This is a genomic window from Achromobacter sp. ES-001 (genome assembly GCF_019448355.1).
Taxonomy (GTDB): Bacteria; Pseudomonadota; Gammaproteobacteria; order Burkholderiales; family Burkholderiaceae_B; genus Achromobacter; species Achromobacter spanius_B.
The window spans coordinates 5,709,002-5,728,798 of the sequence record NZ_CP079940.1; the positions used below are offsets into that span (position 1 = coordinate 5,709,002).

16 protein-coding genes and 1 pseudogene are annotated in these 19,797 nt (G+C 66.4%); 11 read left to right on the top strand and 6 right to left on the bottom strand.

Annotated elements, in window-relative coordinates; translation table 11 throughout:
• The first annotated feature begins 12 nt into the window (after nucleotides 1-12).
• The 9 genes from KYT87_RS25850 to KYT87_RS25890 all read left to right on the top strand — a co-directional run bounded on the left by KYT87_RS25850 (nucleotide 13) and on the right by KYT87_RS25890 (nucleotide 9,850).
• Nucleotides 13-1,194 carry a MaoC family dehydratase N-terminal domain-containing protein gene (locus KYT87_RS25850; RefSeq protein ID WP_046806649.1) on the top strand — a complete coding sequence of 394 codons (1,182 nt, stop codon included), beginning with the start codon at nucleotides 13-15 and terminating at the stop codon, nucleotides 1,192-1,194.
• A 163-nt stretch (nucleotides 1,195-1,357) separates the two neighbouring features.
• The gene (locus KYT87_RS25855) at nucleotides 1,358-2,605 is read left to right on the top strand and encodes a CaiB/BaiF CoA-transferase family protein (RefSeq protein WP_219991185.1); all 1,248 of its coding nucleotides are present in this window, start codon (nucleotides 1,358-1,360) and stop codon (nucleotides 2,603-2,605) included.
• A gap of 125 nt (nucleotides 2,606-2,730) precedes the next feature.
• Nucleotides 2,731-3,696: a tripartite tricarboxylate transporter substrate binding protein gene (locus KYT87_RS25860; RefSeq protein ID WP_046806650.1), complete on the top strand. Its 966-nt coding sequence runs from the start codon at nucleotides 2,731-2,733 to the stop codon at nucleotides 3,694-3,696.
• A gap of 204 nt (nucleotides 3,697-3,900) precedes the next feature.
• Nucleotides 3,901-5,331 carry a gamma-aminobutyraldehyde dehydrogenase gene (locus KYT87_RS25865; protein ID WP_219991186.1) on the top strand — a complete coding sequence of 477 codons (1,431 nt, stop codon included), beginning with the start codon at nucleotides 3,901-3,903 and terminating at the stop codon, nucleotides 5,329-5,331.
• Between the two features lie 13 nt (nucleotides 5,332-5,344).
• A complete protein-coding gene (locus tag KYT87_RS25870) occupies nucleotides 5,345-6,139 on the top strand; it encodes a nuclear transport factor 2 family protein (RefSeq protein ID WP_219991187.1) in 795 nt (264 codons plus the stop codon).
• A 44-nt stretch (nucleotides 6,140-6,183) separates the two neighbouring features.
• Entirely contained in the window at nucleotides 6,184-6,930 is a 747-nt protein-coding gene (locus KYT87_RS25875; RefSeq protein WP_046806653.1) for a FadR/GntR family transcriptional regulator, read from the top strand.
• A gap of 44 nt (nucleotides 6,931-6,974) precedes the next feature.
• Nucleotides 6,975-7,757: a cache domain-containing protein gene (locus tag KYT87_RS25880; RefSeq protein ID WP_046806654.1), complete on the top strand. Its 783-nt coding sequence runs from the start codon at nucleotides 6,975-6,977 to the stop codon at nucleotides 7,755-7,757.
• Between the two features lie 151 nt (nucleotides 7,758-7,908).
• Nucleotides 7,909-8,271, top strand: a complete 363-nt coding sequence (locus tag KYT87_RS25885) for a DUF805 domain-containing protein (protein WP_046806655.1) — start codon at nucleotides 7,909-7,911, stop codon at nucleotides 8,269-8,271.
• A 169-nt stretch (nucleotides 8,272-8,440) separates the two neighbouring features.
• Nucleotides 8,441-9,850 (top strand): FAD-binding oxidoreductase, encoded by a 1,410-nt coding sequence (locus KYT87_RS25890; protein ID WP_219992783.1) that lies wholly within the window; start codon nucleotides 8,441-8,443, stop codon nucleotides 9,848-9,850.
• Nucleotides 9,851-9,873: 23 nt separating this feature from the next.
• Here the strand turns inward: KYT87_RS25890 and KYT87_RS25895 are convergent, their stop codons facing one another.
• On the bottom strand, nucleotides 9,874-11,325 hold the full coding sequence (locus KYT87_RS25895; protein WP_219991188.1) for an MFS transporter: 1,452 nt from the start codon (nucleotides 11,323-11,325) through the stop codon (nucleotides 9,874-9,876).
• A gap of 160 nt (nucleotides 11,326-11,485) precedes the next feature.
• Between KYT87_RS25895 and KYT87_RS25900 the strand changes: the two genes are divergently transcribed.
• Nucleotides 11,486-12,388, top strand: a complete 903-nt coding sequence (locus KYT87_RS25900) for a LysR family transcriptional regulator (RefSeq protein ID WP_219991189.1) — start codon at nucleotides 11,486-11,488, stop codon at nucleotides 12,386-12,388.
• A 5-nt stretch (nucleotides 12,389-12,393) separates the two neighbouring features.
• On the opposite strand, the gene KYT87_RS25905 is transcribed toward KYT87_RS25900, so the two are convergent.
• The 5 genes and pseudogenes from KYT87_RS25905 to KYT87_RS25925 all read right to left on the bottom strand — a co-directional run bounded on the left by KYT87_RS25905 (nucleotide 12,394) and on the right by KYT87_RS25925 (nucleotide 18,546).
• Nucleotides 12,394-13,962: an argininosuccinate lyase gene (locus KYT87_RS25905; protein ID WP_120157043.1), complete on the bottom strand. Its 1,569-nt coding sequence runs from the start codon at nucleotides 13,960-13,962 to the stop codon at nucleotides 12,394-12,396.
• A 173-nt stretch (nucleotides 13,963-14,135) separates the two neighbouring features.
• Nucleotides 14,136-16,126 (bottom strand): annotated as a pseudogene (locus KYT87_RS25910) (phosphatase PAP2 family protein).
• Between the two features lie 131 nt (nucleotides 16,127-16,257).
• Nucleotides 16,258-17,235 (bottom strand): LysR substrate-binding domain-containing protein, encoded by a 978-nt coding sequence (locus KYT87_RS25915; protein WP_046806661.1) that lies wholly within the window; start codon nucleotides 17,233-17,235, stop codon nucleotides 16,258-16,260.
• Between the two features lie 107 nt (nucleotides 17,236-17,342).
• Entirely contained in the window at nucleotides 17,343-18,014 is a 672-nt protein-coding gene (locus tag KYT87_RS25920; protein ID WP_046806662.1) for a DUF1028 domain-containing protein, read from the bottom strand.
• A 118-nt stretch (nucleotides 18,015-18,132) separates the two neighbouring features.
• Entirely contained in the window at nucleotides 18,133-18,546 is a 414-nt protein-coding gene (locus KYT87_RS25925) for a RidA family protein (protein WP_104141818.1), read from the bottom strand.
• A gap of 223 nt (nucleotides 18,547-18,769) precedes the next feature.
• Here KYT87_RS25925 and KYT87_RS25930 point away from each other — a divergent pair, with 223 nt between their 5' ends.
• Nucleotides 18,770-19,795, top strand: a complete 1,026-nt coding sequence (locus tag KYT87_RS25930) for a PotD/PotF family extracellular solute-binding protein (protein ID WP_046806663.1) — start codon at nucleotides 18,770-18,772, stop codon at nucleotides 19,793-19,795.
• Nucleotides 19,796-19,797: the final 2 nt, after the last annotated feature.

Sequence of the window (19,797 nt, forward strand, 5' to 3'; positions counted from 1 at the left end):
CCAGGAGACATCATGCTGACCGAAACCAAACCGCAAGTGCAGCCCCAAGCCCAGGCCCCCACGAAGACCGAACGCAGCTTCCCGAAGATCACCGAGCGCGGCCTGGACGAACTGCGCGCGCGGATCGGCGTGAAGATCGGCGCCACCGCCGAACCGTGGTGCTACGAAGCCACGCGCGACAACATCCGCCACTACGCGCACGGCATCGGCGATGACAACCCGCTGTGGTCGGACCCCGACTACGCCGCCAAGACGCAGCATGGCGGCATCATCGCCTTGCCCAGCTTTTTGTTTTCCACCAGCCGCATCGTGTCGGGCTACGTGGGCGGCCTGCCCGGCGTGCACGCCATGTGGTCAGGCGCCGACTGGACCTGGCACAAGACCGTCAAGCGCAACGACGTGATCTCGACCGAAGCACACCTTAAAGACCTGGTTGAACACCAGACGCGCTTTGCCGGCCGCGCCGTGCAACAGATCTATCACGTGGATTTTTTCAACCAGGACGGCGACAAGGTGGCCGAGGCCGACAGCTGGTGCTTTCGCACCGAACGCGACCACGCCCGCGAACAAGGCAGCAAGTACAAGGAGGTGCGCGCCCGCGAACCGCGCCGCTACAGCCCTGAAGAAATCAAGGAAGCCTACAAGCTGTACGCGCAGGAAGAAGTGCGCGGCGCCACGCCCCGTTACTGGGAAGACGTGAAGGAAGGCGAAGAACTGCCCGTGATGTTCAAGGGCCCCATGACGGTGACCGGCTTCATTGCCTACGCGCAAGGCTGGGGTGGCTTGTACATCCGCGCCAACAAGCTGGCCTGGCAACTGATTGACGCGCATCCGGGCGTGGGCATCACCAACCGCTTCGGCATTCCCGACGTGCCGGAACGCGTGCACTGGGAAGAAGAATTCGCGCTGGAAGTGGGCGCGCCGGGCGCCTACGACTACGGTCCGGAACGCAATTCGTGGTTGACGCATCACCTGACGAACTGGATGGGCGATGACGGCTTCCTGCGCAAGTCCACGTGCAAGATTCGCCGCCACAACCCCGAGGGCGACATGCTGTTCTTCAAGGGCCGCGTCAAGCGCAAGTACGTGGAAGACGGCCGGCACCTGGTGGAAATCGAACAGGAAGCGCGCAACCAGGACGACGAGTTGTCCGTGCTGGGCTCGGGCGTGGTTGAATTGCCCACCCGTGCGTAAGCCGTATCGCGCACATGGCCCTCATGACTGCATGATGCATGGGCGGCGCGGGCGCAGCGCGCGCCCCGCTGCCTGATTTCCGACGGCTGACCGGCCGCCGCTGCTTACCATGATCGCGCGCGGGTTTGCCGCCCGCGCGTCCGACATGACCAAACCGAGGTCAATGATGTCTGGTTCATCGGAGCATGCTGCACACGCCCCGCCCGCCCGCGCCGCTGGCGCGCTGGAAGGCATTCGGGTCATCGATCTATCCAGGGTTCTGGCCGGGCCGCTCTGCACGCAGATGTTGTCCGACCAGGGCGCCAGCGTCATCAAGGTCGAGCCGCCAGGCGGCGACGAAACCCGAGCGCTGGGCCCGCCCGTCAACGCGGACGGCGACGCGGCCTACTTCACCGCCGTCAACCGAGGCAAGCGCGCCATTGGCCTGGACTTGTCCTTACCTGGCGGTCGCGACGTGCTGCTGCGCCTACTGCAAGAGGCCGATGTGCTGGTCGAAAATTTCTTGCCGGGCACCATGGCCAAGTGGGGCCTGGATTACGAAACAGATTTGAAGCCGCGCTTTCCCCAGCTGATCTATTGCGCCATTTCAGGCTTTGGCGAAGACGGCCCGCTGGGCGGCATGCCCGGCTACGACGCCATCCTGCAAGCCATGTGCGGCTTGATGAGCGTGAACGGCGACGCGGCCGGCGGCCCGACGCGCATCGGCATCCCCATCGTTGACCACCTGACCGGCTACACCGCGCAGTCGGGCATCCTGCTGGCGCTGTACCACCGCGCACGCACGGGCCAGGGCCAGCGCGTGGACGTGACCTTGTTCGACACCGCGTTAAGCCTGCTGGTGCCGCACGCGGCCAACTGGATGCACACGGGCCAGACGCCCGCGTTGATGGGCAGCGCGCATCCGAATATCGCGCCATACGACCGGTTTGCATGCCGCGACGGCGAGATTTTTCTGGGTGTGGTGAACGACCGCCAGTTCCGCAAATTCTGCGATTACGCCGGGTTGGGCGCCTTGCTGGAGGACGCGCGCTTTGCCACCAACCGCCAGCGGCTGGACCACCGCGACGCCTTGCGCGCCGCCATCGAGCAAGCGCTGGCCCACCGCACGCGTGCCGATCTCTGCCACGACCTGATGCGGCTGGGCGTGCCGGCCGGCCCCATCAACAGCGTGCCCGAAGCGTTTGAACAGGCGCACGCGGTGCATCGCGGCATGCGCGTGTCGCGCGACGGCTATCAAGGCATTGGTCCGGCCACGCGCTTGTCCGAAGCGCCCACGCGCATCGGCCGCCCCCCGCCCGGCTTTGGGCAACACACCGATGAAGTCTTGCGGCAGGCGGGGTATGACGACACGCACATCGCCGGCTTGCGCGCAGACGGCGTCTTGCCGCTCGGGCCCGCGCGCAAGCGATAGCAGGCAGCAGCAACGACGGCAGCAGCAGCAGCAGCAGCAGCAGCAGCAGCAGCAGCAGCACCGCGGCAACGGCAGCAGCCGCGTCCGCGGCATCACGACCCTATAAAAAAATCCAGGAGACCACCATGAAACCCTTACGCATGATCGCCGCGCTGGCGGCATCCGTTCTGTTCACACAGCCGGTGTCGGCCGCGGACAGCTATCCCTCAAAGCCGGTGCGCATCATCGTGCCCTACCAGGCAGGACAGGGCACCGACGTGGCCGCCCGGTATCTAGGCGAGTATCTGGCGCGCAGCATGGGCCAGCCGTTCATTGTCGAAAACCGGCCGGGCGCGGGCGGCAACATCGGCGCGTCCGAAGCGGCTCGCGCCGCCCCCGACGGCTACACCTTGCTGATGGGCACCAACGGCACGCACGTGCTGAATCAGTACATCTATGCGTCCACCAATTTCGACCCCGCGAAAGACTTCGCGCCCATCATGCTGGTCAGCTCGTTTCCGATGGTGTTGCTGACCGCGCCCGGCTCGCCCTACAACAGCCTGTCCGACCTGCAAGACGCCGCGAAGTCCAAGGCCGACAGCGTCAATGTCGGCATGCCCAGCACCACGGCGCGGCTGGTGTTCGAATTGCTCAAGCAACAAGGCGTGGCCAGCATCCGGGGCATTCCGTACAAGGGTTCGGCAACCGCCACCACGGACCTGATGGGCGGCCAGGTGCAGCTGGGTATCGACACCGTCAGCGCCGCTCGCTCGTTCATTACCAGCGGCAAGCTGCGCGCGTTGGCCGTTACGTCGTTGAAGGAATCCGCGTTATTGCCGGGCGTGAAACCGGTGTCGGCGCAGGGCCTGCCCGACTTCCAGGTGATTGCGTGGAACGGCCTGTACGCCCCCAAGGGCACGCCGCCCGCCGTGGTGCAGAAGTTGAACGCGGAACTTGCCAAGGCGTTGGCGCAGCCCGAAGTGCGCCAACGCCTGCTGGAACTTGGCCACGAGCCCGGCGGCGGCACGCCCGCTGAACTGGAAGCCTTTGCGCGTAGCGAACGGCTGAAGTGGCAACCGCTGATCATCCAGGCCGGACTGAAAGCGGAATAGCCGCTCACCGCATTTGCTTTGACCCCCACGCCCGGGCCTCGCGCCCGGGCGTTTTGCATGGGGCTCGCGTCCAGGGGTTAACCCCAGCAGAATAAATACCTATAACCTCAGAGAATATAACTATCGCTAGCCCACCCGTCAGCCAATGTGCTGGCCCACCCGCTAGAAAAACCCAAACCAGAACAACCCTCCGGGAGACAAACCATGGCGCTGCCCACCCTCAAGCATTTCATCAACGGCCAGTACGCCGAATCCACGGGCTCTGAATACTTCGACCTGATCAGCCCGGTCACCGCCCAGCCTATCGCCCGCTCTCCCAACGCCAACGCCGCCGACGTCGATGCCGCCTACGCCGCCGCCAGCGCGGCCTTCAAGACCTGGGGCCGCAGCACGCCGTCCGCGCGCCAGCAGGCGTTATTGAAATTGGCCGACGCGGTCCAGGCCAACAGCGACCGCCTGGTCGAGGCCCAAAGCCGCAACACCGGCCAGCTCAAGCACTTGATCGCCTCTGAAGAAGTCGCTGTCTGCGTCGATCAGATCCGTTTCTTTGCCGGCGCCGCGCGCTTTCTGGAGGGCAAGGCCACGGGCGAATACATGGAAGGTTTGACGTCCAGCATCCGCCGCGAACCGCTGGGCGTGGTGGGCCAGGTCACCCCCTGGAACTATCCCCTGATGATGGCCGTCTGGAAGATCGCGCCGGCACTGGCAGCAGGTAACACGGTAGTGCTCAAGCCCAGCGACACCACGCCCGAAAGCACTTTGCTGCTGGCCGAACTGGCCGCGCCGTTCTTCCCCGCCGGCGCGTTCAACGTGGTGCTGGGCAATGCCGCCACGGGCGCCAAGGTGGTGTCGCACAAGACCCCCGCGCTGGTGTCCATCACCGGTTCGGTGCGAGCCGGCCTGCAAGTGGCCGCGTCCGCCGCCGCCAACCTGACCCGCGCACATCTGGAACTAGGCGGCAAGGCGCCGGTCGTCGTCTTTGAAGACACCGACCTGGACCGCGCCGCGCAACACATTGCGCTGACGGGCTTCTTCAATGCGGGGCAGGATTGCACCGCCGCCACCCGCGTCATCGTGGCTGAATCCGTGCACGACGCGTTCGTCACCAAGCTGGTGGCCGCGGCTATCGACACCCGCTTTGGCGACCCCGACGATCAGGAGGCGCTGTACGGTCCGCTGAACAATGCCGCGCAGCTGGAACGCGTGCAGGGCTTCATCACCCGCCTGCCTTCCCACGCCCGCGTTGAAACCGGCGGCCGCCAGGCCGCGCGCGCCGGATACTACTTCGAACCCACCGTCGTCACCGGCCTACAACAGCAGGACGAAGCCATCCAGACCGAAGTCTTCGGCCCCGTCATTACGGTGCAGAAGTTTGCCGGCGAAGAACAGGCCATCGCCATGGCCAACGACGTGGAATACGGCCTGGCCGCCAGCGTCTGGACACGCGATCACGGCCGTGCGCAGCGCCTGTCGCGCGAGCTGGACTTCGGCACGGTATGGATCAACACGCACATTCCGCTGACCGCCGAAGCCCCGCACGGCGGCTTCAAGCGGTCGGGCTATGGCAAGGACTTGTCCGCCTATGGCTTCGAGGAATACACGCGCGTCAAGCACGTGATGAGCGCGCACGACTGACCGGGGAAACATCATGAGCACCCAACACACGCCCACCACCCAAGCCGATGCGCTGCGCGAACGCGTTGCCCGCGCGCACCATGAATTGTTCACGCTGCGCGACACCGGCGCGCTGGAACGCTATTTCTCGCCGCGCTTCATCGAGCATTCCCCCTTGGTCAAAAACGGGCTGGACGGCCTGTTCATGCTGGTCCAGGAACATCCCAACCTGAAGCACGAGGCCCACCGCGTGCTGGTGGACGGCGACCTGGTCGCCATCCACGGCCGCTACACCGGCCTGGGCGAACAGCCGCTGGTCGGCTTTGACATCTATCGCGTGGCCGACAACCGCATCGTCGAACATTGGGACGGCCTGGTGCCCGAAGCGCCGCCCAACGCCAGTGGCCGCACCCAGCTGGACGGCCCGACGCAACCGCGCAACGACCAGGACGTCGATGAAAACCGAGCGCTGGTGCTGGGCTTTTTCACGCGCGCCCTGATCGAAGGCGACTATCAAGCGTTCATCGACAACTGCAACGGCGAAGCCTTCCACCAGCACAGCCCGGACATTGCCGACGGCACGGCAGCCGTCATCGGCTTTCTGAACCAGCTGCGCGAATCCGGTCAGGGCCTGCAATACAGCCGCATCCATCGCTGCGTGGCCGAAGGCGACTTCGTGCTGACGCATTCCGAGGGCAGCATCGCCGACCAGCGCCACGCCTACTTTGAACTGTGGCGCGTGCAAGACGGCAAGGTCGTCGAACTCTGGGATGCCATCGCACCCGTGCCCGACGACAGCCAGGCGCTGCATCGCCACGGCATCTTCTAGCGCCGTGGCATGATGCACGTTTTCCATTCGCGCCGGAGCCCCCCATGACCGCCCACGCCATCGTCTACGCACCGATCGGCCAAGGCACGCGCTCGGAGCAGGTCGTCGAACGCCTCAGCAATGCGATCGTCGCCGGCCTGCTGCATCCCGACGAGCAGCTGCCCAACGAGAACGAGTTGTCGCGCCTGATGGGCGTGTCGCCCGTAACCGTGCGCGAGGCCCTGAACACCTTGCGCGCGCGCCAGCTGATCGACACCCGGCGCGGGCGCAATGGGGGCAGCTTCGTGTGCCCCGTGCCGGCGCAGATGATGCACGACCGCCATCCGCTGCGCCTGGCCACGCCGGGCGATCTGGCCGACCTGGGCGAGCTGCATTGCGCCGTGATCGGCCACAGCGCCAAGCTGGCCGCGCAGCGTTCAACGGCTGACGATCACCGGCGCCTGGCGCAAGAGATCGACCAGTTCGAAGCGGCTAAGGCGGCGCAGGCGCGCGCGCAGTCGGACATGCGTTGCCTGCTGCTGCTGGCCACGCACGCGCAGTCGGCGCGGCTGGCCAACCAAGAGCTTGAAATCCAGGCGGAATGGGCGCCGCTGGTTGCCGCGCTGTATCCGCACGGGTCGGTGCACGCCGAGATGGTGGCGGCGTATCGCCGGCTGCAAGCGGCGCTGCAAGCGGGCGACGATCTTGCCGGCAGCGCGCTTGCCCTGGACATGATCAGCACGCAGACGGACCACCTGCTTGAACACAAACTGCGGTTGGACGCCACGGCGCCGCCGCCACAACAGACCTAGGGCCGCTGAACGCCGGCGGCAACCTTGGCTACAGGAGACGGCAGATGAACGAAGACGCGCATATCGACCGGGCCCACGGCATTCTGGACTGCGTCGTGAACGACGCCCGGAACACCGCCGCCGCGCTGGCCGAGGCCGCCGCGCAGATTCTGTCGGGCCAGACCCCGACGCCCGGTAGCGGCCTGCGGCTGTCGGCGGACCATCGCCGCGCGCTGCAAACCCACATCCAGGTGGCGCTGCAACTGAACCCCTGGTGCAACGGCGCGGGCTTCGCCAGCTTTGAAGCGCATGCCGACACCGATGACGGCTACTGGACGCTGGAGTGGTGGCAGCAAGAGGGGCGCTCCCTGCAACACGTGCCCCTGGAACGCAATCAGGAAACCCGGCGGCGGCTGGATTTTCGCGCGTTCGCCTGGTTCGACCAGCCCGCGCGCCGCCATCTTCCCGTTATCGAAGGCCCCTACGTGGACTACATCTGCAACGGCGCCTACACCATCACCGCCGCGCACCCCGTGCTGGTCCGCCAGGCGTTCGCCGGCGTGGCCGCCGTGGATGTCCTGGTCTCCACGCTGGACCGCATGCTGCTGCCCGCGTTGCGGCGCATCGGCAAGCCCGCGTTGGTGCTGAACGCGGATTCGCGCGTGGTCATGTCCACCGCCCACCGCATTCGCACCGGCAGCCTGTGGCAGCCGCAACACGGTGACCGCCTTATCGGCGCCCCCGGTGCGCTACGCCTGGCGGTGCTGCCCGCCCCGCCATCACACGCGGCGGGCGGCCACGCCGGCCAGCCCAGCCTGCCCGGACTGGCGCACAGCCCCGGCAGCTGACGGGTCCGACGCGCCGGCACGACGCCCGCCCGCGCCCACGCCCCTTCCCTTAATTCTTTGCAATCCCTTGGCGCCCCCGCGCGCCGATGACGCCGCCCGCGCTCACGCCCGGCGCGGATGGCGCACATCTTTACAAACCAGGAGACCCCCCATGAAGTGGTATCTGCAAGCCCTCAAACACTACGCCGTCTTCCAAGGCCGCGCACGGCGTCGCGAATATTGGTACTTCGTGCTGTTCCAGCTGATGGCCGTGTTGGCGATCTCGGCGGTGGAACGCGCGCTGGCCATCGCCAACCCTGAAATCCTGTTTGGCTGGTACACGGCGGGCTTTCTGCTGCTGACGCTGCTGCCCGCGCTGGCCGTCACCATCCGCCGCCTGCACGACACCGGCCGCAGCGGCTGGTGGGGCTTGCTGCATGCCGTGCCCGTCATCGGCACGCTGCTGTTGCAGCCCTTCATGCTGCCCGCCGGCGCTCCCGGCCGCAACCGCTTCGGCCCGGCCCCCACGGCCTGAGCCCTTTCCCGATTCCAGGAACATCGACATGACATTGAATCGACGCGAATTCATCCTCAAGACAGCGGCGGCCACAACGACGGCCACCGCCGTCGGCGCACTGGGCTTGTGGCCCGCGACCTCGCACGCCTTGACCACCGCCTACGCCAGTGTGCCGCCCCGCGACACCATGCTGCCGCCCGCCCAATTGCTGCACGATGCCCAGCCGATACCCACCCGGCTGGGCATTGATCCGCGCATCTGGAACTGGCGGCGCGACGCCAAACCCACCGACCCCATGCCCGCCAACTACTACGAAGCCTCGCTGTCCGAGTGGCCCGCCTTCGGCCCGCTGCCGGGCGATGTGGACTGCGAAGTGGTCGTCATCGGAGGCGGCCTGCTGGGCGCGTCCACCGCCTTGCACCTGGCCGAAGCCGGCGTCGACGTGGTGCTGATCGAAAAAGACCATATCGGTTCGGGCGCATCGGGCCGTAACGGCGGCCAGATGACACCGGGCCTGGCGCGCTGGGAAGCGGGCACGATGCTGGACAACCTGCCGTTGGACGACGCGCGGCGGCTGTGGCGCTTTGCCTCGGTCGAAGCCATGGAAACGGTGGACGGCCTGCGCGAGCGCTACGGCTTCGACTGCGACCGCAAGCGCGGCCACGTCACGGCGGCGGTGCATGCGGGCCATATGGGCGCGCTGGTTGAAAATGCCGACGCGCGCCGGCGGCTGGGCGACGATGCCGTCAAGATCATCGGCAGGCACGAACTGAAAGAACAGTACGTGAAGTCCGACATCTATTTCGGCGCGGCCATCGACAGCGGCGGCGGCCAGGTGCAGCCCTTGGCGCTGCTGCGAGGTCTGATCCACGCCTTCGTCAAACTGGGCGGCCGCGTCTACGACAACACCGCCGCGCAAGCCATCGACGAATCGCCGGGCAATACGCGCGTGACGACGGCGCAAGGCGCCATCAAGGCACGCCGCGCCGTGGTGCTGGCCGTGCACAGCGCCACCTTCCAGTTCATGCCGGGCAGCTCAACCACCGTGCCGTTCTTCACCTACGTGGCCGTTACCCCGCCGCTGGGCGATACGCTGAACGCGCTGATCCCGTCCGGCCTGCCCATCTACGACACGCAGCTGCAAATCGACTACTACCGGCCGGTGCGCAACAACCGGCTGCTGTTCGGAGGCCAGGGCACCGGTAACTCGTGGTCGCCGCGCGACGTCAACAACTACCTGCTGGATCGCATCAAGACCGTGTTCCCGCAATTGGAAAACCCGGCGCTGGAATATTCCTGGAGCGGCATCAGCGACCTGACGCTGAACGGCGCGACCGACAGCCGCAAGAGCGCGGGCGATGTGCCCGTGTACATGGTGCACGGCTGGAGCGGCCACGGCGTGGCGCAAACGGTGCGCATCGGCCGCGCCATCAGCGATGACGTCACCGGCCGCAACACCGACTACGCCATGCTGACGCGCTTTGACCATGCGGGCATCCCGCTGGGACGCCACTTGTCGCCCGTGGCCATCCCGCTGATCAAGGGTGCGCTGGGAGTGATGGGCATCCTGAACCCGGCCGACATGGTGTCGTTCTAGCCGCGCGTCATGGCGCCTGCCGATCAGGCCCCGGTCCAGGCGGCAGACCGCGCGCGGTCGCGGCCCATGATGGCTACCGTTACCGCCACCCACAGCAGCACCACGGCCAGCGCATAGGTCCACCGCATGCCCGCCGCCAACGCGGCGGGCGACGCGAACCGCAGGTCGACACTGCCGGCGCCCCACGCAAACACGGCGCCCATCAACGACGCGCCCGTAATGAACCCCAGGTTGCGCGACAAGTTCAAGACGCCCGACACCGCCCCGCGCTGATCCGCCTGCGCGCTGCCCATGACGGCGCTGCTGTTGGCGGCCTGAAACAGCGCATAGCCGCTGGTGATCACGGCCAGCGGCGCCACGTACCCTGCAATGCCAAAGGCGGCCGGCACCCACGGCAGCACCGCCGCGCCGGCGGTCATCGCCACCAAACCGGCCAGCATCACGCGTTGCGCGCCAAACCGATCCACCGCCCGCCCGGCCGGCACCCCCACCAGCGCCGCGACGACAGGGCCGCACGACATCACCAGGCCTACCCCCGCGGTGTCCAGGCCCAACGCGCCGCCCAGGTAGAACGGCCCCACGACCAGCGTCGTCATCATCACGGTAGACACCAACCCGTTCGTCGCCACGCCCGCGCTTAACGCGGGTTGGCGAAACAGCGACAGTTGGACAAGCGGGGACGCTGCCCGAGCTTGACGCCACACGAACGCCCCGCCGGCCATGGCCGCCGCAGCAAGCAGCGCGGCATTGGTGGCCCCGAAGCCGCCACCGGCGGTCATCGCCAATGCGTAGGCGGCGATGCCGCACGCCAACAGCGCCGAGCCGGGCACATCGAAGCGTGCTCTTGAAGACGCGGCGTGCGGCGAGTGCATCGGGCCGCCTTGCACGCCGTCTTTGGGCAAATGAACCCACGCCAGCCCGAATGCCAACACGCCCAGCGGCACGTTGATCAGAAAAATCCAAGGCCAGCCAAACGCCCCGATCAACAGCCCGCCCAACGTCGGCCCCAAGGCGGTACCGATGGCCGACATCGTCCCCATCAGCCCCATGACGCTACCCGTCTTCTCTTTGGCCACGGACGCGCTGGCGAACGCCATGGTCAGCGCCATCATGATCGCCGCGCCCAGGCCCTGCACCGCGCGCGCCGCAATCAATCCGCCCAAGCCGAGCGACGCGCCGCAGGCCAGCGACCCCACGGTGAACAGCCCGATTCCCGCCAACATCAACCGCCGCCGTCCCAGCAGATCTCCCAGCCGCCCCACGCTGACAATCAGCGTGGTGATGGCCAGCAGGTAGGCCAGCACAATCCACTGCACGTCCTGAAAGCGCGCATCCAACGCCACTGACAGCGTCGGCAAGGCCACGTTGGCAATGCTGGCGCCCAGCGCGGGCAGCAACATGCATAAGGACAGGCACGCCAACAACCGGGGGGCAGGTCGGGGCGGCACAGGGACTGCGGGAGGAGTGGTGGGCATGATCGGGCCTGCAAGAAAGGCGGGACGCCAACACGGCGCCCTTTCGCACATCCTAGGCGTGCGCCACACCAAGCGGAAGACGCAGCAGTTGCACTGAATACCTGCGCCAGACGCCATGCCAAAACCCCCGCAGCACCCGGCGGCATGCTACGTTTGCCGCATGGACCATCCCGATCTGAATCTGCTTATCACGCTGGACGTGCTGCTGGACGAAGGCAGCGTGGCGCGCGCGGCGCGGCGCCTGCGCCTGAGCCCGTCCGCCATGAGCCGCGCCCTGGCGCGGCTACGCGACACCACCGGCGACCCGCTGCTGGTGCGTGCCGGACGCGGGCTGGTGCCCACGCCGCGCGCCCTGGAACTGCGCGGTCAGGTTCATGGGCTGGTGCAGGAGGTGGAAGCGGTGCTGCGTCCCGCCGCGCAGCCTGACCTGGCGCGGCTGGCGCGCACTTTCACGCTGCGCGCAAGCGACGGTTTCGTCGAGAATTTCGGGGCGCGCCTGCTCGCGCGTACCGCCCATGAAGCCCCCGGCGTGCGGCTGCGCTTTGTACAGAAAACCGACAAGGACAGCGCCCCGCTGCGCGAAGGCAACGTCGACCTGGAAACCGGCGTGGTCGGCGACGCGGCCAGCCCCGAACTGCGCACACGCGCCTTGTTTCAAGATCGATTCGTTGGCGTGGTGCGCAAGGGCCATCCGCTGGCAGCCAGCAAGATCACACTGGCCCGCTATGCCAAGGCGCGCCACATTCAGATATCCCGGCGCAACCGGGACAGCGGGCCGGTGGACGCCGCATTGGCCACCGCAGGGCGGGAACGCAGCATCGCCACCAGCGCGAGCGGCTTTTCGGCCGCGCTGGCGCTGGCGCGCGGGTCAGACCTGATCGCAACCGTACCCGAGCGGCACACGGGCAGCCTGCGCAGCGGCATGCACACTTTCGCGCTGCCCTTCGCGATGCCACCCTTCACCGTGTCCATGCTGTGGCATCCGCGCATGGACGCGGATGCCGCTCACCGCTGGCTGCGGAGCTGCCTGCTGGACGCCGTCCAGCACGACACCGCGAGATAGCGCGCCTACTTGCCCGCGCTGGCCGCCAGCGCGTCAAACGCCTTGTCCAAGCTGGCTAGCGACTGGTTGATGTGATCGCGGCGGTCCTTGATCCATTTTCCTTGCGCCGCCAGCTGTTCGCGCGCGGCCTTCACCATGCGTTCCATTTCCGCCGGCTGCGGGCCGCCGATGGTCGCGCGGTTTTTCACAATGGCCACGGGGTCCAGCGTGGCGCGGAACTCGGCTTCGCTCATGGGCAGCTCGTTGCCGTATTTGGAATCCTTCATCGCGTCGGCGTAAATGCGGCGCGCCTGCTCATACGGAAAGTCCAACGGCTTGATGTTGTTGGCCTTGGCGTAGCTGACCACTTCGGACGCAAAGTGATGGCCGTCGCGGAACGGCAGCTTGTACTTGCGCATCAGCACGTCGGCCAATTCCTGCGACGCCGTCCAGTCGCTGTTCAACTCTTCCAGCGCGCGGTCGGGGCTGATGACCATGGCGCGCAGCACGCGGTCCCAGCGCTTCAGTGCCGAAATGCCGCTATCGACCATCGCTGAATTCTGCTTCACGTCTTTCGGGTCGCTCATGCCGGGCGTGATGTTGTGCGTCTGGATCACGGGGCCCATCGCCAGCGTGATGGCGGTGGACGCATCGCTGCGCGTGTCGTTCAGCAGACCGGGGTTGCGCTTTTGCGGCATGGCGCTGGACACGTAGGTGTTGCCGCCGCCCTCTTCCAGCAGGATCCACGGGCGCGACTGCGCGTACTGCGTCATGACGTCTTCAACAAAATTACCGGTACGCAGCGCGATGCTGGTCACAATCGACGCCACTTCCACCGGCTGGTCCATCGACGAAATCTGCGAGGCGTCGTACGCGTTGTCCACCAGCGCTTCAAAGCCCAGGTATTGCGCCATGCGCTTGCGGTCCAGCGGCCAGCTGGTGCCGTTCAGCACCGTGGTGCCCATCGGCGACCGGTCGATGCGGGCATAGGCCTCGCGTATGCGCTGCGCATCGCGCGCCAGCCCGGCCGCCTGGCCCAGCAGGTAGTGCCCATAGCTGTTGGGCTGCGCGGCCACGCCATTGGTGTAGTTCGGCACGACGGTGCCGGCATGCTTGGCCGCCAGCTCCACCAGCGTGGTCGATGTCTTGTTCAACTGGTCCGCCAGGTCCAGCAGCTTGTCACGCAGGATGGCGCTGCGGTAGGTGGCGTGCATGTCCTGGCTGGAGCGGCCGGCGTGCAGCAAGGTGATGTCTTCGCCGGCCGCCTTGATCAGCAGCGGTTCGAACGTGATGACGGTAGCGGGACGCTTGGCGCCCGGCTGGTTGCCGTCGTTGATGACCTTGGCCACGCCTGCCGCCAGGCGCGGCGCCATGGCCTTGTCCAACAAGCCTTCATCGGTGTTGATGACGGTGGTGGCCTTGTTGATCTCTCCCAACCAGAAGAAGGGGTCGCGCGGCGTCGGGGCGGCGACGGCTGGGGCGGACGCCGTGGCAGGCGCGGCGCCACCGGCGGCCGGGGCTGCTTGCGCCAGCGCGGCCTGCGCGCACACTGAAAGGACCAGGGCGGCGCCCAGGGTGGGAAGACTCTGTCTCATGGCGTTCTCGTTATGGGGTGGGCCGGTCAGTTTATGGAAAACCCCGGCGCTGGAAAACCCGCGATTTCACGGATAGGCGCGGCGGCCCCAAAAAAATGCCCCTGCCATGGATCAGGCAGGGGCATGGCAGGCGCCGGCGCAGGCGGCATCATTGCGCCGCCTGCGCCGCTCCATCAGACGGCAGGGTCCAGACGCACCTGCACGCTGTCGGCGTTATAGATCGCCGTGGCCTTGAAGCCCTTGACGGTCACGCCGTCGAACGTGCCGTGTACCTTGCCCGCGCGCAGCACCGTCAGCGTCGTACCCGCCTGCGGCGTGTAGCCCGGGCGGAAGTCGACGTTCAATTGCCCGGCCAAGGCCGCATCGGCCGTCACCGCGATCTGGCCGGCGTCAGCGTCGCCGATCCAGGTTTGCAGCGTGCCCGCCGACGTTTGCGTGTAGGGGCCTTGCACCTGCACGGCCTCGGTGGCGTTGATGGCCAACGCGCCGCCCCCCACGTACACCGCGCCTTGGCCCAGGGCCTGGGCGGCGTCAGCGCGCAAAACGCCCCCCGCCACCTGCGTGCCGCCCGTGTAGGTGTTGGCGCCTGCCAACCCCAACGTTCCGGTGCCGCTCTTGGTGAGCTTGCCCGCGCCGCCGATATCGTTGCGCCACACGTCCAGCGCATGGAAGCCGCCTCGGCTGGCCGTCAGGTGACGTCCACGTCGCCGTTGAACGCGCCGTAGCCGTCGCCGGCCGCAAACAGGTTCAGGCGGCCGAAGCCTTCGGCGTCGTCAATGACGGGATAGCCCGACGGCAAGGCCGTGGTCTTGAGCACCACGCGGCGTTGCTCGGCGCTCAGGTAAGGCAAGCGCGTCTCCAGCATGACTTCCGCGCCCTTGGGCACGACGGCCGGCTTGCCGGTGTCGCCAATCTGCGTAAAGCTGAATGTCAGGCGACGGCGGTACTCGGCCTTGTTGGCCGCATGATCCGCGAAGCGGTCCTGGCTGACGTCCTGAGAGTGGGCAAACGCCAGGAACTGCTCGGGCGTGCTGGCGCCCACCGCGGCCATCAGCGTCTGGTGCGCCTGCGCATAAGCGACCGACCGCGTGCCTTCGCTGGCGGCATAGATGTTGCCCAGCGCGGACGCCTGGCCCAACACGCGCCCGCTGATCACATCCAGCGGCGAATGCATGCCGGCAATGATGCGGCTTTCGCCCAGTTCCAGGCCGCGCGCCAGCAGTTCGTGGAAGCGTTCCGGCACCAGGTAGGCCATGCCGATTGCATTGCGCACGGACTCGGCGGTATGGCCGCTGGGGTAGCCGCCGTCGGTGGGCGCGGACGTGCTCTTGGCCGGTTCCAGCGCCGGCACGACCTGCACGTTGGCGCTCCAGCGCCACGGGCGCGCGTACTTGTAGAAGCGCTTGCTGGGTTCAGTGGACGCATTGCCGCCCATGCTGTTCACAAAGTCGATGACATCGCCGAAGGCCGGGTTGGCCGCGCCGCCCACCCCCGTGTTGTTGCCGGTGTCGTCGTACTTGACGGTGGTGGCATCGGGCGCCACGTCGTTGATGCTGGTGGTCTGCTGCGCCGCCGTGCGCCATGCCGCCGTCAGCGGCCCCAGGCCATCCGTCACGCTGTAGTTCTTGCCACGACGATCGTCCAGGTAGGCCGCCTTGGCCTGCTCGGGCGTGCGCTTGGCGGTGGTGCGCACCACAAAGTCGATGTTCTCGTCATGCACGGCTTTGTTCTTCACGCGGCCATCGGTGGCGTCGCCTGGAATGCCCGTCCAGTCCGACGCGATGATGCCCGGGAAGCCGTCGGCGCCGGCGGCGGTGACGCCCGCGTCCACCAGGCGCGTGCGCGGTTCCCAGATGTCCAGGAAGCCGCTCAGCACGCGCACCCCGGCATTGGATTCCAACGTGGCGTAACGCGGATCGCCGCGCTGGTTCGTGGCGGCAAAATCCACGAACGCGGGCGCATCCGGAACGGGTGCGGTATCGACGCGACCCAGGCCGGCGGGCGGTGCCGGCACTACATAGGCAACGTCGTCATTCTGTTGCGGGGCGTCGGTGTCGTTATCGTCGTCGCCGCCGCAGGCGGACAGGGCCAGGATAACGGCCAGGGAGGTTGCGCGCAGGGCATAGGCGGGAAGCCCCCTGCGCAAGGGTCGTGCTTGAATCATGAGCGTTCAGCCAACGGTTTGCAGAACGCCGCATGGTAGGTAGCTATTGTTTACGCGCGATGACAGGCGGCGCGGCGCTTGTCATCGCGTGCAGCGGTGCGCCGGTATAGGCTTGCCTGCACGGCGCGCCGTCAGCCCGGGTCTGCCGGGGCCATGCCCGAGATATACGGATCAAAAAAACTGGCCGCGCTCATGCCGGGTATGTATTGATCCGAGATATACGCGCGGCACCGCTGCATGAACGCCTGCGTCAGCCGCGACGGCTTCATGGGCTTGTAGGTGGCCAGTCCAAGCAGCATCGGGCGGTGCTCGCCGGCCAGGCGCAGGCGTACCAGGCGCTTGCCGTCCAGCGATTGCGTCGACCTGGGGCGCACGTTGAACAGCGCATACCCGATGCCGTTGGCCACCATCGACCGCACCACGTCTTCAGACCGCGAGCGCGCCACGATATTGGGTTCCAGCCCCGACTTGGAAAACAGCGACAGGAAATATTCGCGGCTCATGGGCAGGTCCAGCAACACCATCGGCAGTTGCGCCAGCTCGTCCAGCGTGACCGCAATTTGCTGCGCCAAGGGATGCAATTCGCTGACCAGCACGTGCGGGGGCATGTGGGCCAGCGTTTCAAAGCTGATCTCTTCGCCCAGTTGCAGGTCATACGTGAGAGCCACGTCGACATCCAGCGTATGCAGCTTGTTGATGAGCTCTTGCTGGTCGCCCTCTGCCATATGCAGTTCGACTTTCTCGAACGCGCGTGAAAAACCGAAGATGACTTCGGGCGCGATCATGGCCGCCAGCGGCTGAAAACAGCCCACTCGCAGCACGCCCTGCATCATGTCGTTCGAATTGGAGGCAATCTCGTACAGCTTGGTCGCGCGTTCCAGCAGGTCTTCGCATTCCTGCATGACCTGCATGCCCAATGGCGTCAGCGCCAGGCCCTTGGACGGATGCCGCACGAACAGCTGCACGCCCAGTTCGGTCTCGATGTGGGCGATGGCCGCCGAAATGGACGGCGGTGAAATATGGATCTGGGCCGACGCCGCCGCGATACTGCCGTGCTTGGCAGTCGCCACGAGGTATTCCATCTGGCGCAAGGAAATGCGATTGAGCATGGTCCAACTTGAGCAAACAAAGAATGTTGCACAGTATCCGGTCTACCCGTGGCGGCGGGCAACAGTTTCCTCGGTGGGCCATGGCAGCCGGGATGGCCGCCGCGGGTTCACAGGTCCCCGGGCACGCCGAAGCTGGGCGCGTCGCGCGGGTCACGTGCGCGGGTGACGTAAGCGGCAACCTGGGGCTGGTAGATCTTCCAGGCGTCATACAGGGCCTGCACCGGGTCGGATTCCACCCAGTCCAGTCGCAAGTCGACGATGGGCCAGTCCAGATCCTGATAGACCAGCACGCCGGCGGAATGCACGGGCCCCGCTTCGCCGCCGGCGGCCTGGCCGGCCAGCAACGCCTGCATCAATCGCTCGGCCAGCTCGCCCTGCGCTTGCTCGAAGGCGGCGAGCATGGCGTGCGGCACGTCGGTGCTGGCCAGCATATTGCCCGCGCAGGCGGCATGTTCGCCCGCCGCGCTGGCCAGGACGCCCAAGGCGCTGGCGCCGGTGTAGATGGCAGGCGGATGCGAGGCGTCGATGGCCATCAATTGGCGATACGCAATAAAGGGACGCGCCTGCATATCTTCAAGCGCCTGTTGCGGGCTGCGCCCCGCCGCCATCCGGTCCAAGGTCAGCGGGCCCAGGGCGGGGTCGGTGATGTTCTGGCTGACGGCGGCGCCCACGCCCGCGCGAGCCCGGATGCAGCGCGACGCCACGGCCGGCGAAGACGAGGAAACGGCCGCGCCGAACTGGCCGGTAGCTGGGCAACGGGCAATGATGGAAAAGGTCATGTCGATGAGTTCAGGTCGATGAGGTCAGGTCGAGGAAGTCAGGTGGAGGAAGTCATAGCGTAGGGATGGCAGCGATACCGTGGCGTCGATGCCGTCGCGGCTGCCTGTCCGGTATCCATCAATCCGGGATAACGGCGGTGGCGTCGATCTCGACCAGCCATTCCGGCCGGGCCAAGGCCGACACCACAATGCCGGTGGACACCGGGTAAACCCCCTTCAGCCAGCGTCCCACCACGCGGTAGACGGCCTCGCGATAGCGCGGGTCGATCAGGTAAATCGTGATCTTGCAGATGTCTTGAAGCTCGCCGCCCGCTTCCTTGAGCAGCATGGCGATGTTCGCCATGGCCTGCTCGGCCTGGCCGGCGGCGTCGCCAATGCTCACGCTTTCAGAGGTGTCCAGGTTCTGACCGATCTGTCCCCGCAGGAACACCGTGCTGCCCCGGGCCACCACGGCCTGGCACAGGTCGTTATCCAGGTTCTGCTCCGGGTACGTGATCTTGGTATTGAAGGTGCGAATGCGCGTGTGTTTCATGGCGGCAAGAAGGGTGAAGAAGGCTGGTATCGGGAACGTGGCGCCGCAAGCGTGCGGCGCGTTGCATGGCATCCATGGTCAGACTCGGGCCGCCCCGACGCCTATTTGTTTTTTCCTTTGCCCTCTCTCGGAATTTCCGACTTGGCCCCTGCCATGCCCTCTTCCATCATCTGGCTTCCAGTCGGAAGCGCTCGGCGGAACCAACACAGACAAGGGGAACTCAATGATTCGCAAACTTACGGTAGCCGGGCTTCTTGCCAGCGCGCTGGTCGCCAACGTGGCCGTGGCCGAGGACGCGCTGGTGGTCAGCACCTGGGGCGGCAGCTTCCGCGACCTGATCGACGAGAACATCGGCAAGGAATTCACGCGCCAGACGGGCGTGCCGGTCAAATACATTACCGGCGGCACGATCGACCGCTTGAACAAGGCCAAGCTGACCAAGACGCCCGAAAGCGACGTCACGTTCACCACGTCGCACATCGGCTGGCTGTACGTGGACAGCGGCCTGTTCGAAAAGCTGGACACCGCCAAGCTGCCCAACTACGCCAACCTGGTGGACCGCGCCAAGGTCAGCCCCTTTCACGTGGGCAGCTGGGCCTATGTGTACACGATCGGCTATCGGCCTGACCTGACCCCCAAGGACATCAAGTTCGACAGCTGGAACGACCTGTGGAACCCCGCGCTAAAGGGCAAGCTGTCGGCGCCGGATTTCGACCCCAGCCACATCATCGACGTGTCGGCCATGCTGTCCGGCGGTGACGCCAAGACCTGGGAAAAAGGCCAGGACAAGCTGCGCGCGCTGAAGCCCAACTTCAAGGCGTTCTACACCAACGACGCCAACAGCCAGCAGCTGATCGCCACCGGTGAAACGCCCGTGCAGATCCTGCTGTCAATGAATGCTTACTACATGATCGGCCAGGGCGTTCCCATCAAGGTCGTCATGCCCAAGGAAGGCGCCGTGCTGGGCATCGACACCATGGGCATCATGAAGGGCAGCGCCAAGGCGGACCTGGCCTACAAGTTCATGAACATTGCGCTGTCGCCCGAGGTGCAGTCCAAGATCGTGGCCTACAAGAAGGCCAGCCCGGTCGTCACCAACGCCAAGGTATCGGCCGAGGACGCGGCGCTGCCCGGCGTCTTCACCACCAAGGAACAGTGGGACAAGCAGGCCATCGTCATCGACGACAAGCTGCGCGCCGAGAAGACGGCGCAATGGCGCAAGTGGTTCACCGAAAACATCATGAACTGAAA